Origin of the sequence: Imhoffiella purpurea (assembly GCF_000585215.1) — a bacterium.
In the GTDB taxonomy this organism is placed as follows: domain Bacteria; phylum Pseudomonadota; class Gammaproteobacteria; order Chromatiales; family Chromatiaceae; genus Imhoffiella; species Imhoffiella purpurea.
Genome location: NZ_AONC01000025.1, coordinates 183,379 through 200,196, shown reverse-complemented (window position 1 = coordinate 200,196; position 16,818 = coordinate 183,379). Strand labels below are relative to the sequence as shown.

The following is a 16,818-nucleotide window of genomic DNA, read 5'->3' as shown; positions in this document are numbered from 1 at the left end:
GGCGTCGTTTAGGTCGTGGTTTTGACTTTGCCATAGCGGAGCCCGTCTGTCTTCACGTCCCCAAGGGAGGAGGAGGGTCTGAACGCTTACGTAGTTTCTTGGTTCATAAAACGACCAGAAGCGAAACTTCACTTTGATTCTGTTAGAAGATTTTTGGTTGAAAATTATTCAGGCTCAAATCATGGTTTTATTAACAAGAAAGCTTACCCGGAGTACCGTTTTAATTCTGAAGGACGAGGTGAGATTTATGTTTCAATGCGCGCATCGCAAAACCATACTGTTGTAAGAATTAGAATGGACTCCACACTGGTTCGTGTTGATTTTTTAGATTATCGCAAGATCATTGCCAAACGAGGTGGTAAACGTAGAGACGTGATTGATTTTGTAGTGTCCAAAACGAGTGACCTAAAAATTTTGAGTGATTTTTTTATATATCACAAAATTCATAACTTCACCCCTCCATCACCTGATTCTTGGAGGAATTTCAATATAAATTCGACAGATAATTATAAAACAATTAGGTTGCAAAATGGGCAAGAAGTAGAAGTGACACATAGCCACTCACTATTGTCAAAAAATTTTATTAAATGGTTGCAAAAAAAAGGATACGACAATATTGAAGATGAATGCATTTTAGCCAACCTTGACAGAATAGACGTCCGATTCAGGCTAAAAGAAAAACATATTTTTTCTGAATTAAAAACCGTATCTGGCAGTTCAACAAAGCGAGCCATCAGAGAAGCACTGGGACAGATTCTAGACTATCAATATTATGATGATAGCGAAAAAGCGGATGAGCTATGGATAGTCATTAACGACGAATGCAGTGAGTCTGACGTGAGCTTCATCAATAAACTTATTAATATACACCACTTGCCATTACGGTTAGTATGGGAAAAGAATCAAGGGTTTGCTTGCTTTCCTGATTTACAAGATCTCAAATAAAAATAGGCTCAAAGCGAATCACGAAGACACACCGCACACCGCACGCCGCACCTCAATCTGCAACCGTCTAACGCGCGGCCGCTTTAGCCATTCCATCATGCACAAAAATTATAAGAGCACATTTTGAATTTTGACATTTTTAAATTCTCACTATCAGAAAAAGAAAGTTTTACGAGGGATTTCCTTCTTATTGCATCAAATGTAAGACTTGATGCGCTTAACAGAGAACTTGCTTTAAAACTGGTTAATGATGGATTGAAAAAACCAGCGGCAAATTCGATTGGCGTATATTTTTGGATTCTCAAGCTCGACACGCTTGAATATAAAATATACATAGGAAAAACCAAATCACTGCCTAAAAGGCTTATAGATTATTCAGTTGAATTTCAAATAAAATGAAACAGGCATTTCGTGAATATTACGAGCACGTATTCAATATAAAATTAAATGCATGATCAGGTAAGGGCTGGTATTTAGCTTCCCACACTACCTAACACGGGAAGTATTCGAAGAGCTTCTTGAGCCGGCAATCCATGAACAAGGCTCATCCCCGACCGGTTAGCTTGCCCAGCCGGTGGCAGAAATCTTGATAGGCGCGCTCGGACCAACGCCCCTTCTTGCCCCGCAAGGGAAATCCCAAAAACACGTACTCGTCAGTTTCGACCACACGGTTTTTCTGCACATTGACCACCAGCTTGAGCTGTCCGGTCAGCTAGCAGGACCCGCTCGCTGGAGCGGTGGCTGCGGACGAGGATCAGCAACTCGTCCGCGTAGCGGACGAACCAGCGTCCCCGTCGCTCCAGTCCCTTGTCCGGGTCATCCAAGGGAATATTGGCCAGCAACGTCGACAGCGGCTCGCATGAGCGGGCATTAGATCATTGAAGGAATGAATCATGGACACGTGGAAATTCTACGATATCACTCACCGAGAACACCTGGTATGCAACCCTACGAGCGAGGAGAAACTGGCACGTCTCGTGGAACTCCTGCGTCTCCCGACCGACGCACAGGTGGTCGACATTGCGTGTGGAAAGGGCGAATTCCTGATTCGCCTGGCCGAAACCTATGGTGCTCGTGGGCTTGGGATCGACATTTCTCCATTCTTCATCGCCGAGGCGGAGAGAAGAATCGATCTCCGGACACCGGGCGGGGGGATCGGGTTCACTCGGATGAATGGCGCGGATTTCAAGCCGGACGAGCCGGAACGGCTCGATCTCGCATCGTGCATCGGTGCCAGTTGGGTCTTCGGGGGACACGCCGAGACTCTCGAAGCCCTGTACCCGATGGTGAGACCCGGCGGCTGGATCGTCGTGGGAGAACCTTATTGGCGGCAGGAGCCACCCGAGGACTACCTGAAGGCATCCGGAATCGCGAAAGAGGCATTCGGGAGCCACTACTCCAATGCGCAGGCCGGTGAGCGGCTGGGATTGGATCTCGTCCACGCCATTGCGAGCGACAAGGACGACTGGGACAGGTACGAAGGTCTCCAATGGTATGCGACGAACGAATACGCATCGACCCATCCGGACGATCCGGATTTGGCAGCGGTGGTCGAGCGGGTGGAGAAGGATAAAGAAACGTACCTGCGCTGGGGCCGGGACACGCTTGGCTGGGCCATCTACCTGTTCAGGCGGCGCATTCGACGCGATCAATAGGGTCCGGACGAGCGGGGACAGCGGCTCTGTCCGAGCAGCATGCAGAGTGCGAGCGTGCCGGCCCCGACCGCGAGGAAGACCCAGCCCAATCCGGATGCGGCCAGCAGCTCGAACAGCGTGCCGAACAGGACCAGGGCCAGCGATAGGGCCAGTACCGGTCCGCCGCAGCATCGGCGCGAGAACAGCGTCGTCAATGGTTTCATTGTCGGACCCTCATGATCGAATGGCGACACCCTTCGGGAAAAGCCCCCAAGATGTCGATGGATTGCTGGGGGCACGTCTCGAACGAATGCCTCGAAAAGGTTCCCGGCCAGCTTCATGACATGCCCTTTCCAAACGATGTGCGGCGTCGGCCAGGCGCCTTCAACGCCAGAGGGAAAGGGGGATAGGGGCGGGTCCTTTAGTCAGGTCGCCGCAGTCGCCGGACGCCAAAAACGATCCGCATCCAGACGAACCGCCTTCAGGGTCGATCGTCCTCAGGAGGTTCGGCCTCCGCGTCCGGCGTCTGGGCTTGTTTTCCAGGCGACTCCGCGCAGACCCGGTTTCGTCCTTCCGCCTTGGCCCGATAGAGCGCCCGGTCGGCGCGCGCGACCAGGTCGTTGAGCGACTCCGGGGCCTGGTACTGGGCCACGCCGAAGCTTGAGGTCACCACCGGCTTGCCGATCCCGAAGTCGCTGTCGGCGACACGCTGACGCAGGAGCTCGGCCAAACGCCTGGCGGAGTCGAGACCGGTTTGCGGGCAGAGGATCAGGAATTCCTCACCTCCCCAGCGCACGACCAGATCGCTGTCCCTGCTTTTCTGGACGAACAGTTCGGCAAACTTGATCAGCACCTGATCGCCCGAGTCATGGCCGCGGCTGTCGTTGACCGCCTTGAAGTGATCGATATCGGTGATGATCAGCGACAGAGCGTTGTCGTAGCGATCCGCACGGGTGACTTCCTTGGCGAAGACCTCGGTGAACTTGCGCCGGTTGGCGACTCCCGTCAGCTGGTCCGTGGTCGAGAGGATCTGAAGCCGCCGGTTGGCCTCTTCCAGACGACGGCTGTAGCGCGAGATGACGCGATCCCGATAGAAGATCAGCAGACCGAGCAGTATCAGACCGCCCAGGATCTTGATCAGCAGCGCGCGATCCAGCTCCTTGACGGTCTCGACGGAGTCCCATCGGGACAAGGCCTGGTCGACGATCTGCTCCGGCAGCGACTCCAGCGCCTTGTCGTAGATCGAGAGCAACATAGGATCCGCGCCGACGATGCCGACGCCCAAGGAATAGCGCTCATCGAGCTTGCCGGTGATCTTGACCTCGATGAGCTGGTGCTTGCGGATCGCATAGCCGATGGTGGCGCTGGTATCGATGAAGCCGAAGGCATTTCCCTTTCGCACCGCCTCCAGCCCGGCCAGTGGATTGTCCACCTCGATGAGGCGGATCCCTGGATAGCGACGGTTGAAGATGTCCTGAAGGGCATGATTGCGAATGACGGCGAAGGTCTGGCCGGACACGTCGAGGATGCTGTCGATGAAGGGCTGTTCCACCCGGGCGGCGAGGACCAGGGGCATATCCAGGAATGGCCGGGTGAAGGCCAGATAGGGGCTGCGCTCCGGGGTCTCCACGGCCGCCGAAAGGAGGTCGCAGCGAGCGCTGCGGACGGCCCGAAGCGTTTCGGCCCAGGTCGCGGTCCGCACCACCTCGAGCTCGATGCCGAGCCGCTTGGCGAGCGCGTCATGGATCTCGGCAATGATCCCTTGATACCGGCCGTCGGCGTCGAGGTACTCGTAAGGCATCCACTGCGGATCGACGCACAGCCGCAAACGCCCCTTGTCGAGCAGATAGCGCCGCTCCTCGGCGGTCAGTGGCACCAGGGACCCCGACTCGAGCCCCGACGCCGCCCCGGGAAACCAGCGGCGCTGAATCAGCAGCCGCTCGTGCTCGGGAATGGCGGCCAGTCCCTTGTTGAGGATGCTCAGCGCCTCGGGCCAATCGTTGCGGACGGAGAACACCAGATCCAGACGGCTTCCGGAATCGCCCGCCATCTCCAGATACGGCATTCCGATCCGGTTGGCCATGTAGAGGATCGCACCGTTGTCGAAGGTCGCATCGGCCTTGCCGCCGATCACCGCACCGATGCAGTCCTCGATGCTGTCGACGAACATCAGATCGGCACCCTCGACACCCCGGGCCAGCTTCTCGTCGGCGAGATTGCCGCGGTAGACCACCAGCGTCTTACCGGCCAGATCCCGGATCGAATGGATGCCCGCCGGATTGCCCTTGGCCACCAGCAGCATCTTTCGCAGCGAGATGTAGACGTCCGAGAAATTCAGATGGTCACGGCGCTCCTCGTGGACGGCACTGGTACTGAGACCATCGATACGCCGCTCCCTGGCCGCCTTCAGCATCTCCCTCCAGGGACCCAGGACGAGCTGGAAATCGGCCCCGGTCAGGGCATTGACGCGATCGAGGATATCGGCATCGTAGCCGCGAATGCGACCGCCCGGCGTGGCGACGACATAGGGCTCCCAGCCCCCGTCGGTCCCCAGACGGATCGAGGGATGCCGGCGAATGAAGGCCGCTTCGGCGGCCGTCAGCGCGACCTTGGCAGAAGGGGCGTCCGACTGCGCCCGGAGCGGTTCGGCGGGACACAGCAGGATCAGGCAAAGGAGGGCAACCGTGCCGATCAAGCGCCGACGAGCCCTATCGGCCCCTGGATAGAGGTTGGCCTTGCTCAAGACCCGCCGCTCCGGCTCATGACATGTACTCGCGCCCGGACGAATTCATCTCCTGCCCCCCGCCTGCCGGAAAGACTGGCTCGCTTCAGGATAATGGATTGGATGTGCCCGTCAATCCGCGTCGCGCGTCCGAACCGCCGATCGAGACGCGCTCCCATCTCCCGAACTTCTTCACGATTTCCACGCAGCCGCTCCATTCGCGTCGGCAAGACTCCGGTCACACCCGACAACCACCATGGAGCTCGAGATGCTGACGCCTGCAACACCGACCATTCACACGCCTGCCCTTCTCTCGGTCCTCGGACTCATGGCCTCCTGCGCCATGGCCCAGACGACCGCATCCCCGGACATGAGGCCGCCACCCGCCGCGGTCGAGGCCTGCGCCGGGCTCGGCGAGGAAGCGGCCTGCGTCTTCACCGGTCCGCACGGCGAGCGAGAGGGGCTCTGTCTTGCCGGCCCGGATCCGAGCAAATCCCTCGCCTGCGTCCCGACGGCGGACATCCCGGACCTGACCTATCCGATTCTGGACAGCGGACAGAGCCAGTGCTACGACGCCGCCGGGACCGACATCCAGTGCCCAAACGCGGATGAGCCGTTCGCCGGACAGGACGCGCAGCATCGGGGCTGGAATCCAGTCTTCGAGGACCAGGGCGACGGCACGGTCCTCGAACGGGTCACCGGGCTCGTCTGGCAGACCAGCCCGGACACGGACGGCGACGGCCTCATCCATGCCTCGGACAAGCTGACCTACGCGGAGGCGCTCGACCATTGCGAGGGTCTGACCCTCGGCGGACGCGACGACTGGCGGCTGCCGGACATCAAGACGCTCTATTCCCTGATCGACTTCAGCGGCACCGATCCCAGCGGCACCGATGAATCGACCGGCACGGATCTGCGGCCCTTCATCGACACCGAGCATTTCGACTTCGCCTACGGCGACACCACGGCGGGAGAGCGGCTCATCGATGCCCAGTATGCCTCCAGCACCCTCTACGTCTCCGACATGGGGTTCGACGCCCGCACCTTGTTCGGCGTGAACTTCGCCGACGGCCGCATCAAGGGCTACGGGCTCGACCATCGGTCCGGCGAGAAGACCTTCTACGTCATCTGCGTCAGCGGCAACGCCGGCTATGGCGTCAACGCCTTCGCCGACAATGGCGACGGCACCGTCAGCGACGCCGCGACCGGGCTCATGTGGAGCCGCCAGGACAGCGGCATCGAGGCCCCCCAGGGACTCGACTGGCGGGAGGCGCTCGACTGGGTGCAGACCCGCAACGCCCAGGGCTATCTGGGCCATCGCGACTGGCGGCTGCCCAACGCCAAGGAGCTGCAGAGCCTGGTCGACTACGGCCGCGCCCCGGACGCGACCGGCGGCCCGGCCATCGATCCGCTGTTCGAGACCACGGCCATGGTCAACGAGGCCGGACAGACCGACTTCCCCTACATCTGGAGCAGCACCACCCACGCCAGCGCATCCTCGCGTCCGGGAGCCAACGCGGCCTATCTCAGCTTCGGTCGGGCACTGGGCTACATGGAAGACGGCTGGTACGACGTCCATGGCGCCGGCGCCCAGCGCAGCGATCCCAAGACCGGCGATCCGGGGGACTATCCTTACGGCCACGGCCCTCAGGGAGACGCCATCCGGATCTACAATGCGGTGCGGCTGGTCCGGGACCTGGAAGGCACGGACCCCGTCGCCGGCGCGGACTGACCGATCGGAGCAGCACCAGGAGGCAGCATGCGGCTCGAACGGATACGACTGTCGATCGCACACAAGCTCGTTCTGACCTTCGTCGGACTGGTGCTGCTGGTGCTGCTGATCACGCTGGGACTGGCCCACTGGAGCTTCGAGCGCGGCTTTCTCGACTATATGAACGCGCTCGAGCAGGAGCGTCTGGGGCGTCTCGCCGAGCGGATCGAGCAGCGCTATCGAACGGCCGGCGGCGACTGGTCGGGCATGGATCCGGACGCCTTCCGAAGCCTGCTGCAGGATGTGGCCCCGCGCGATCCGCCCCCACCCCCGCCGCATCCGGGGATGCCGCCATTCGGCGGCCCCATGCGGCCCGGCTTCCCACCTCCGCCAGCGGCCGGCGGCATACCGCCCCGGGATCGGATCGGCCCGGCGGGCGGCACCAGCCTCGGTCCGCCGACCGGGCTCTACGACGGTGACGGCCGCTGGATCGCCGGCACCGAGCTGCCCGAGGATCGAACCGAGATCATCCGCATGCCCGTCCGAATCGGCGGGCGCCCGATCGGCGAGCTGCGCAGCCTGCCGCAACGCCATTTCGAAACACCCCAGGCCACGGCCTTCCGGCGCCAGCAGCGCACCGCCAGCCTGGCGATCGGGCTGATCTCGCTGGCGCTGGCGCTGGGGGTCTCCGTCCTGCTCGCCCGCGCCCTGCTGGCGCCGCTGCGCCGGGCCATCGCCGGACTCGACCGGCTCGCCGACGGGGACTATGCCGCCCGGCTCGCCGAACCGCGCCGCGACGAGCTGGGCCGACTCATGGACGGACTGGACCATCTGGCCGAGGTGCTGGAGCAGAGCCAGACGACGCGGCGGCGCTGGCTGGCGGACATCTCGCACGAGCTGCGCACCCCGGTCACCATCCTCTCGGGCGAGATCGAGGCCGTGAAGGACGGCGTCCGTCCTCTGGATACGGCACAGCTCGACTCCTTCGATCAGGAAACGCTGCGCCTGCGCCATCTCATCGAGGATCTCTATGCCCTATCCTTGTCGGACATGGGCGGACTGCGCTACAGCTTCGCCCCGCTGGACCTGGACGAGCACCTGAGGACGGGAATCGAGCCATTGCGTCAGCGCGCCGCGGATCGCGGCATCCGGCTGGATCTGGACAGCATGCCCGGCATCCGGGTCAAGGCCGATCCGGCGCGGATCGAACAACTGCTGCGCAACCTGGCCGAGAACGCCATCGCCTATACGGACGCGCCCGGCAGGGTTGTGGTCCGCCTGAGCCGCGAGGGCGACCTGGCGCGGCTGCGGGTCGAGGACGGACCGCCGGGCGTCGCCGATTCGGAACTGGAGCGGCTCTTCGAGCCCCTCTACCGTCAGGACGGATCGCGCAGCCGCCGCGCCTCCGGAGCCGGGCTGGGACTGGCCATCTGCCGCAACATCGTCGAGGCGCACCACGGCCGCATCTGGGCCGAGCGGTCGGCGCTCGGCGGACTCTCGGTCCAGGTCTCGCTGCCGCTGTCGAAGGAGCATCCGCCATGAGCGACCCCGAGATCCTGATCGTCGAGGACGAGGAGAAGATCGCCCGTCTGCTCGAGGACTATCTGAGACGCGAGAGCTTCGGCGTCGACCGCCTCGCCGAGGGCGGGCAGGCCGTCGAGCGCATCCGCGAGCGCCGTCCGGCGCTCGTCGTCCTGGATCTGATGCTGCCGGGCAAGGACGGGATCGAGATCTGCCGCGAGGTGCGCCAGTTCTCCGACGTCCCCATCCTGATGCTGACCGCCAAGGTCGACGAGATCGACCGTCTGCTGGGTCTGCGCATCGGCGCCGACGACTATGTCTGCAAGCCCTTCAGCGCACGCGAGGTGGTGGCGCGCGTCCAGACCATCCTGCGCCGGGTGCGTCCGGCCCCGTCCCCGGAAGAGACCGAGGCGAGCTATGCCGGCATCCGTCTGGTGCTCGACCGCTTCCTGTGCCGCTTCCGCGAGGAGCGCATCGATCTGACCCCGGTCGAGTTCCGCCTGCTATGGACCCTGATCTCGCACCCCGGACGCGTCTTCTCGCGCGAGAGCCTGATGCGTCTGAGCTATCCGGACGACCGGATCGTCAGCGACCGGACCATCGACACCCATGTCAAGAATCTGCGTAGAAAGCTGGTCCGTGCCGGCGTCGCGCCCGACCTGATTCAGGCCGTCTATGGGGTTGGATACAAGATCGAAACGGCCGAGCCCCCATAGACGAAGCCCCATCGGTTCAAAGGATCATTGCGATCGATAGTCCAACCCCGGGAACCCGACCAGCCAAGGCTGAGCCGGTCCGGTCGGGTCCATTCCTCGAGTCAGGGGCAGGCGAAAAATATCCATGTCGAGGATGCCGCCGACACCGAAATAGAGCCATCCGCCGACGACATGGGGAAAGCGTGCCGAGGTGCGGGTGAGGGGTTCGGGGAGACCGCCGTCGAGGGCGATGCGATAGAGACGCGCGTCCTCGCTGAAGTCGCTGTAGTAGAGCCAGATGCCGTCGGTGTTGAGCGAGCGCGCATCCACGTCCAGAAAGGACGTCGGATCGCTCCCGATTCTATCCATCCGATAGAGTCGATGATCGCGCCTGTCGCGGAAAAAGAGCCGATCTCCCGCGATCAGGAACTCCTCGACCCCGGCCTCGCCGAGCCGCTCGCGGTCCGAGCCATCGAGCCGCATGCGGTATAGCCTGCGGTCCTGCGTCTCGTTGATGTAATAGATCCAGGAGCCGGCCAGGGCCATCGAAGCGGCACTGTCGTCGCCGATCCGCTCGCGGCCCGAACCGTCGAGCCGCATGCGATGGATCTTGCCGTCCCGCCCCTCGGGCCGATAGTAGACCCAATCGCCCTGCACCCAGACCTCGGCCAGCGGGTCGCCCAGAAGCAGCCGCGGCCGTCCGCCTTCGAGCGCGAGTTCGAACAGCAGGTCGCCCTGGCCGGGAACGAACCGCAGGAACAGCAGCCGATCGCCGACGACATTGATGCGACTCACCGGGTGGTCCAGCAAGACCGACGGAGCGGACCCGTCCGGATGCGCACGACATAGCTGACCGGCTCTGAACGGAGCGAAATAGACCCAGTCCGCGGCCGCGGCGAAGTTGCCGCCCTCCTTCAGATTGGCGAAGGAGAAGGCCGGAGCGCCTGGAGCCTCGTCGGATGCGAACCGCTCGGCGGACGATTCGTTCGGCCAAGGCGTTGGATCGACACCATAGGCGGCAATCCCTGATAGAGTCCCGATCAGAAACGTCGTCCACAAGGCACCCGCCCCCTCGAGACGACGCAGACGGACAGCGGCGATGCCGATCGACGCCAGACCAGGGACGAGATAGAGGGCGAGCAGCAGGATACGGACAGCCGGTGCGGCATCCGGCCGATGGATCTCGGCCGCATCGGTAACGATCGCCGACTCCGCTTGGCCGACCCCGAAGGGCAGAACCATCTCCACCCCGACGAGCGACAGATAGACGCCGACGCCCAGCAGGAATGCGGTCATGGCAACGCCAGACGGTCGGACACGTTTCGAACGGCTTGAGGCAGACTTCATCCAGGATGCGGCTCAACGGCGACAGACCGGATCCGCCCCCGGTCATCTTCATGGATCCACGAATCAGGATCGCTGTTCCGACCCTTGGCACGTCTTCATGGTATCACCCAGCCATTCGGGGGAGGCATCCCTGGGCTCCGAAGCGGGCTCCCGACAGCGGTAGAGATGATCCGAGCAGCGAGGTGGACTCAAGTGCTAAAGAGGATCCGGTGAGCGGACAGCATGAAGACCCATGACTTCAGACCCATCCGAGGTCCGCTCCTGCTGCTTCTGTGCCTGGCCCTCGCGATCTTCATGGGCCTCAACATCGTCACCACCATCTGGATACAACGTCACGAGGCGAACGAGGAGGCGGTTCGCGATCGCCGCAGTTTCGAATCCCTTTTCGAGGAGATGCTGACCCAGGAGGCCGGCGACCTCTCCGGACAGCTGGACTTCATCGAGGATGGGCGGAACCTGGCCGAGGCATTTCTGGCAAGGGACCGAGGCCGCTTGCTGACGCTGGCCGAACCCCTGTACGCACGGCTCAATCGCCGCTTCGACGTCACCCACTTCTATTTCCACGGTCCCGATCAGATCTGTTTCCTCCGCGTTCACAATCCGCCCCGTCACGGCGACCTCATCGGACGTTGGACCATGGGCAATGCCGCGGCCAAACGACAGGAGTCGTTCGGCATCGAGCTTGGACCGCTGGGCATCTTCACCCTGCGCGTGGTCCGCCCCTGGATCGTGGAGGGCCGGTTGATCGGCTATCTGGAGCTGGGCAAGGAGATCGGACATTTCACCTCGCTGATCAAGCAGATCCTGGGCATGGATTTCCTGGTGCTGATCGACAAGGGCAAGCTCGATCGCGACAAGTGGCGCGAAGGACTGCAGATGCTCGAACGTTCCCCACTCTCGCCCTGGGAATCCCTGGAGCAGAAGGTGGTGGTGGAGGCGACCCTCCCCGAGATACCGGTCGCGCTCATGGACTGGCTCGAATCCTGGCAGCGCGGCGAACAGCCGGGCGTGATGATCAGGATCGGCCAGAAGACCTACCACTGCACGCTCGTCCCGCTGTTCGACGTCGCACGCACCCGGGTCGGAGAGGTTCTGCTGCTCACCGACCAGACCGAAGTGCTGCGGGACCATTTCAGGTCGTCGGCCATGTTCGCGGCCGTTCTGCTCGCCGTGGGCGCACTCCTGGCCCTGGTCTTCGGACGCATTCTCGGGCGTCTCGAGCAGAGGCTCGGGGAATTCTACGGCGCGCTAGCCACCGAGGTGAGCGAGCGCCGCCAGATCCAGCAGGCATTGGCGCACGCCAAGGACGAGCTGGAGCATCGCGTCTGGGAGCGAACGCGCGAACTGGCCGAGGCGAACAGAGGGCTGCGCGAGGAGGTCGATCACCGCAAGGAGATGGAGCAGGCCCTGATCCAGGCAAAGCTCAAAGCGGAAGCCGCCACCGAGGCCAAGAGCCGCTTCCTCTCGTCCATGAGCCACGAGCTGCGCACCCCCATGAACGCCATCATCGGGATCGGCGAGGTGCTGGCGGACACCCAGGTCGGCCGCGAGCAAGCGCACTTCATCCGTATCCTGCAAACCGCGGGAGACGACCTGCTCAACATCATCAACGACATCCTGGATATCTCCAAGATCGAGGCCGGATACATGCATCTGAAATCGATCGAATTCGAGATGCAGCAGCTAGCCGAAGAAACCTGCGACATGCTGGCGATCCGCGCCCACACCAAGGGCGTGGAACTGGCGCTGCGGCTCGACCCGAGGCTCCCCCGCCGGCTGATCGGCGACCCCTATCGGCTGCGCCAGATCCTGGTGAACCTGATCGGCAATGCGATCAAATTCACCGAGCGGGGTTATGTCTCCGTGGAGATCTCGCCCAAGGGCGGGCATGCGGACATGGCACCAGGCGAGGAGACAGAGATCCTGTTCGCGGTCCGCGACACGGGAATCGGGATCCCTCCCGAACGACGCGAGGAGATCTTCGAGAGTTTCACCCAGGTGGACTCATCGAGCACCCGCAAATTCGGCGGAACCGGATTGGGTCTGAACATCTCGAGACGCTTGGCTAACCTCATAGGCGGCACCATCGAGATGGAGAGCGCACTGGGTTTCGGCAGCCTCTTCTCGGTGCGTCTGCCCTTCAGGATCGGCAGCATCGAGTCGCAAGCCGCCTCGCCCTCGGAACCGCCGAGACTCTCCGTTCGACGGACCCTGATCGTCGACGACATCCATGTCAACAGGCTCATCCTGGGAGAGATGCTGCATGAATGGGGGGCCGATTTCGCCGAGGCCGAGAATGCCCAGGAGGCATTGAACGCGATTCGATCGGCCCGGAAGGACGGGCACCCTTTCGACCTGCTGCTCGTCGACGACTGGATGCCCGAGATGGATGGCCTGGAACTGGCCGACCGGATCGGCCGGGATCCGGCATCCGCCGATATCGCCGTGGTCATTCTCAGCTCGGATTACCAGATCCGGGACGAGATTCGCCGACGCGGCACCCGGCTCGCCGGCTATCTGGTCAAACCGGTCAAGAAACGGGATCTCGAACGCCTGCTGACGGGGCTGACGCATCACCCTGATACGGGATGGGACACCAGGGATCCGGTACGACCGATGATCGCCGACGCACTCCAGCGGCTGCCCGCCGCCAGGGTCTTGGTCGTGGAAGACTCCCCCCAGAACCGAACGGTCGTTCAGGCCTATCTGGACCAGACGCGACTCCGGGCGGATTATGCCGAAAACGGTGCGGAGGGGATCGATAAATGGTCGTCCCGACCCTACGATCTGATTCTCATGGATATGCAGATGCCCATCATGGACGGCTACCAGGCGACGGCCGCGATCCGGGAGCAGGAGCGCGTTCAAGGCCGGACACCCATCCCGATCGTCGCGCTGACGGCCGTCGCCCTGAGCGAGGAAGTGGAGAAATGTCTTGCTGCGGGCTGCACCGCCCATCTGGCCAAGCCCGTCCGCAAGCAGACCTTCTTCCGCATGCTCCTGGACCAGCTCGGCACCTCCGACCGCATCCTGGATGACCGAGACGAGACGCCGTCGTCGAACTCCACCGGAGAAGATGAAGGGGAGCAGACCGCCTATGCCGAACCAGAGCTATTGCCCTTCGCCCAGGAATTCGTCGACGCCCAGCGGGAGACGCTGGAACGACTGCGTGAGCTGCTGGATCGGGGCCGATTCGAAGACATCCGCCATCTGGGACACACCTTGAAAGGCGAGGGCGGGGGCTACGGGCTCGAAGAGGTCTCGATCGTCGGGGCCGCCATCCAGCAGGCCGCCGATCAGGGCGACACCGAGGAGATCGCACGGCTGATCGATCGTCTCACCCGCTATCTGGACCGGGTGCGAATCCTACCCAAGTCATGAATACGGCGCAAAGACCCATGCGGATCCTGATCGTCGACGATTCGAGGCATGTCCACCGACAGCTGCAGGTCTTCCTCGCCGCCGGCGGCTATTCGGATCTGGCGTTCGTCTCCTCGGCCGCCGATGCCTTCGAGCTTCTCGGCCTGAGCGGCGGGGACGCCAGCGCCGGATCCGATGTGGATCTCATCCTGATGGACATCGAGATGGCGGATCTCCAAGGGATCGAGGCCACCCGCCGAATCAAGTCGGCCCCAGACTTCGCCGACGTCCCCGTGGTCATGGTGACGGCCGACACCAGTCCGGAAAGCCTGGGCGCGGCATTCGAGGCCGGAGCGGTGGACTACATCAACAAGCCCATCCACAAGGTGGAGCTGCTGGCCAGGGTGCGCTCGCTGCTGAATCTCCGTCGGGAGATCCTGATCCGCAAGGAGTGGGAGCGCAACCTGATCGAGCTCGCCGCCAAGCTGGACGTCGCCAACAGCGAACTCAAGAAGGCCAACGATACGCTCGCCCGCATGGCCTCCAGTGATGGACTGACGGGGGTGGCCAACCGTCGCTACTTCGACGAGAGCATGATTCGGGAATGGCGGCGCGCCACCCGCCGGTCCTCGAGCATCGCCCTGCTGATGATCGACATCGATCACTTCAAGCGCTACAACGACACCTACGGACACCTGCAGGGAGACGAGTGTCTGCGCCGGGTGGCCGAGACCCTGAGCGATCTCGCCCGCAGAGCCGGCGAGCTCCTGGCACGCTATGGGGGCGAGGAGTTCGCCATCATGCTGCCGGACACGAACCTGAGTTGTGCCGTGCAGGTCGCGGAACAGGCGGTCGCCGCGATCTCCGCGCTGGACCTGCCCCACTCGGGCGCCCCCGAGCTCGGACGTCTCTCCATCAGCGTCGGCGTCGCATTGCGGACCGCGAGCCTGAACGAGGGCCACGAGTCCCTGATCCGAGATGCCGACGACGCCCTCTATCTGGCCAAGAAGAAGGGCCGCAACCGCTTCGAAATCGCCGGGCGGACCTGAACGCCCGGCCACATCGCCATCGAGGAGCCGCCACTGTGCCAATGCAATCCATCGACCCGACCACCGGCCAGATCCTGGAAGGCTTCGAGCCCATCGGCAGCGCCGCGCTGGAAGACGCGATCGCCTCGGCAGCCGCGGCGGCGGGACCCTGGAGCGCGCGCCCCGTCGCCGAACGCGCCGGGCGGCTCAGAACCGTCGGCGCGCATCTGCGCGAGCACCGCTCGGACCTGGCCCGCGTCATCACCCGGGAGATGGGCAAGCTCATCGGCGAGGCCGAGTCCGAGGTCGAGAAATGCGCCCTGGTCTGCGACTACTATGCCGATCAGGGCGAGCGGCTGCTGACCGACATCCCCATCGACTCGGACGCCAGCCGGAGCGGCGTCGTCCACCAGCCGCTCGGCGTCCTGCTCGCCGTCATGCCCTGGAACTTCCCCTTCTGGCAGGTCTTCCGCTGCGCCGCCCCGGCGCTCGTTGCCGGCAACGCGCTGCTGCTCAAGCATGCCTCCAACGTCCCGCGCTGCGCGCTCGCCATCGAGCGGATATTCGGCGAATCCGGTCTGCCCGAGGGTCTCTTCAAAACGCTTCTGATCGAGTCCGGCCGGGTGGCGGACCTCATCGCCGACCCGCGCGTGCGCGGCGTCAGCCTGACCGGCAGCGAGGCGGCCGGACGCGCGGTGGCCGAGGCGGCCGGGCGCCACCTGAAGAAGAGCCTGCTGGAGCTGGGCGGATCCGACGCCTTCGTGGTGCTGGAGGACGCGGATCTCGATCACGCGGTGGAGACGGCCTTGCGCTCCCGCTTCATGAATGCCGGCCAGAGCTGCATCGCCGCCAAGCGTTTCATCCCGGTCCGGTCCGTCGCGGACGACTTCACCCAGCGCCTGCTCGCGGCGATCCGGGAACTGAGACCCGGCGACCCGCTCGATCCGGAGACGACCCTCGCCCCCATGGCGCGGGAGGATCTCCGCGAGGAGCTTCACCGGCAGGTTCAGGACAGCCTGGACGCCGGCGCGCGCCTGCTGACCGGCGGCCATCCGCTCGACCAGCCCGGCTGGTTCTATGCGCCGACACTGCTGGACGGGGTCGGCCCCGGCATGCCGGCCTATTCGGAGGAGCTGTTCGGGCCGGTCGCGGTCGTGATCCGCGCCGAGGACGAGCCGGACGCGCTACGCATCGCCAACGACACGCGCTTCGGACTCGGCGGCAGCGTCTGGACGCTGGACACGGAGCGCGGCGAGCGTTTCGCCCGTGCCATGGACTGCGGTGCCGCCTTCGTCAATGGCCTGGTGAAGAGCGATCCGCGTCTGCCGTTCGGCGGTGTCAAGGATTCCGGCTACGGTCGCGAGCTGGGTGCGCCCGGCATCCAGGAGTTCCTGAACGCCAAGACGCTCTGGATCGGCTGACGGGGATCAGATCACCGAGCTGAAGAGCTCGAGCTCGGGCGGCCCCAGATAGATGTCGCGCGGGGTCTTGCCGGCATTGGCATGGGCGGCGCGAAAGGCCTCGGAATGGGTCCAGTCCTCGAATGCCCGTTCCGACTCCCATTCGCTGAACGAGGAAAATAGGGTGTATTCCTCGGTCTCGGGTCCCTTGAGCAGATGAAAGCGCAGGAATCCGGGCACCTCGTCCAGATGGCTCTCGCGATTGCGCCAATGCTCGATGAAGGTCTCCTCGTGACCGCGCGCGATACGAAAGCGGTTCATGGCAAGAAACATGCTGCTACTCCAGGGACTGTCGATGAGATGCAACAGCAGATGGGGAGAGCGGGGAGCAGGATCAACCCGAGGGGCACGAAACGGATCGCGCCGAGTTGTTCGGCCCTCATCCCCCTGGGTAT

The 16,818-nt window shown here is 63.0% G+C and carries 13 protein-coding genes; 9 read left to right on the top strand and 4 right to left on the bottom strand.

Annotated features, from left to right (window positions below):
* Positions 1 to 153: 153 nt before the first annotated feature.
* The 3 genes from D779_RS22180 to D779_RS08800 all read left to right on the top strand — a co-directional run bounded on the left by D779_RS22180 (position 154) and on the right by D779_RS08800 (position 2,600).
* Positions 154 to 945 carry a hypothetical protein gene (locus D779_RS22180; RefSeq protein WP_157726359.1) on the top strand — a complete coding sequence of 264 codons (792 nt, stop codon included), beginning with the start codon at positions 154 to 156 and terminating at the stop codon, positions 943 to 945.
* 123 nt (positions 946 to 1,068) lie between these two features.
* On the top strand, positions 1,069 to 1,344 hold the full coding sequence (locus tag D779_RS22175; RefSeq protein ID WP_157726358.1) for a GIY-YIG nuclease family protein: 276 nt from the start codon (positions 1,069 to 1,071) through the stop codon (positions 1,342 to 1,344).
* A 494-nt stretch (positions 1,345 to 1,838) separates the two neighbouring features.
* Positions 1,839 to 2,600: an SAM-dependent methyltransferase gene (locus D779_RS08800; RefSeq protein WP_043752611.1), complete on the top strand. Its 762-nt coding sequence runs from the start codon at positions 1,839 to 1,841 to the stop codon at positions 2,598 to 2,600.
* Here the strand turns inward: D779_RS08800 and D779_RS08795 are convergent.
* Both D779_RS08795 and D779_RS08790 read right to left on the bottom strand, forming a co-directional pair.
* The gene (locus D779_RS08795; RefSeq protein WP_043752609.1) at positions 2,594 to 2,803 is read right to left on the bottom strand and encodes a hypothetical protein; all 210 of its coding nucleotides are present in this window, start codon (positions 2,801 to 2,803) and stop codon (positions 2,594 to 2,596) included. The two genes, D779_RS08800 and D779_RS08795, sit on opposite strands and share 7 nt — an antisense overlap.
* A gap of 257 nt (positions 2,804 to 3,060) precedes the next feature.
* Positions 3,061 to 5,322 carry a diguanylate cyclase gene (locus D779_RS08790; RefSeq protein WP_052347984.1) on the bottom strand — a complete coding sequence of 754 codons (2,262 nt, stop codon included), beginning with the start codon at positions 5,320 to 5,322 and terminating at the stop codon, positions 3,061 to 3,063.
* Positions 5,323 to 5,569: 247 nt separating this feature from the next.
* Between D779_RS08790 and D779_RS08785 the strand changes: the two genes are divergently transcribed.
* Genes D779_RS08785 through D779_RS08775 form a run of 3 tightly spaced genes read left to right on the top strand, consistent with a single transcriptional unit; the run spans position 5,570 to position 9,249 of the window.
* A complete protein-coding gene (locus D779_RS08785) occupies positions 5,570 to 7,033 on the top strand; it encodes an Lcl C-terminal domain-containing protein (RefSeq protein ID WP_198295692.1) in 1,464 nt (487 codons plus the stop codon).
* 27 nt (positions 7,034 to 7,060) lie between these two features.
* Positions 7,061 to 8,554: an ATP-binding protein gene (locus D779_RS08780; RefSeq protein WP_052347982.1), complete on the top strand. Its 1,494-nt coding sequence runs from the start codon at positions 7,061 to 7,063 to the stop codon at positions 8,552 to 8,554.
* Positions 8,551 to 9,249: a response regulator gene (locus D779_RS08775; RefSeq protein ID WP_043752606.1), complete on the top strand. Its 699-nt coding sequence runs from the start codon at positions 8,551 to 8,553 to the stop codon at positions 9,247 to 9,249. The genes D779_RS08780 and D779_RS08775 overlap by 4 nt, the downstream gene beginning before the upstream one ends.
* A gap of 24 nt (positions 9,250 to 9,273) precedes the next feature.
* Here D779_RS08775 and D779_RS08770 read toward each other — a convergent pair whose 3' ends face one another.
* Positions 9,274 to 10,524 (bottom strand): DUF5050 domain-containing protein, encoded by a 1,251-nt coding sequence (locus D779_RS08770; RefSeq protein WP_043752601.1) that lies wholly within the window; start codon positions 10,522 to 10,524, stop codon positions 9,274 to 9,276.
* A 273-nt stretch (positions 10,525 to 10,797) separates the two neighbouring features.
* Here D779_RS08770 and D779_RS21055 point away from each other — a divergent pair, with 273 nt between their 5' ends.
* The 3 genes from D779_RS21055 to D779_RS08755 are packed head-to-tail and all read left to right on the top strand — an operon-like array spanning position 10,798 to position 16,384.
* The gene (locus D779_RS21055; protein WP_052347981.1) at positions 10,798 to 13,956 is read left to right on the top strand and encodes a response regulator; all 3,159 of its coding nucleotides are present in this window, start codon (positions 10,798 to 10,800) and stop codon (positions 13,954 to 13,956) included.
* Entirely contained in the window at positions 13,953 to 14,984 is a 1,032-nt protein-coding gene (locus D779_RS08760; protein WP_081763413.1) for a GGDEF domain-containing response regulator, read from the top strand. The genes D779_RS21055 and D779_RS08760 overlap by 4 nt, the downstream gene beginning before the upstream one ends.
* A 41-nt stretch (positions 14,985 to 15,025) precedes the next feature.
* Entirely contained in the window at positions 15,026 to 16,384 is a 1,359-nt protein-coding gene (locus tag D779_RS08755; RefSeq protein ID WP_043752594.1) for an NAD-dependent succinate-semialdehyde dehydrogenase, read from the top strand.
* A gap of 6 nt (positions 16,385 to 16,390) precedes the next feature.
* Here the strand turns inward: D779_RS08755 and D779_RS08750 are convergent, their stop codons facing one another.
* The gene (locus D779_RS08750; RefSeq protein WP_043752591.1) at positions 16,391 to 16,696 is read right to left on the bottom strand and encodes an antibiotic biosynthesis monooxygenase family protein; all 306 of its coding nucleotides are present in this window, start codon (positions 16,694 to 16,696) and stop codon (positions 16,391 to 16,393) included.
* Positions 16,697 to 16,818: the final 122 nt, after the last annotated feature.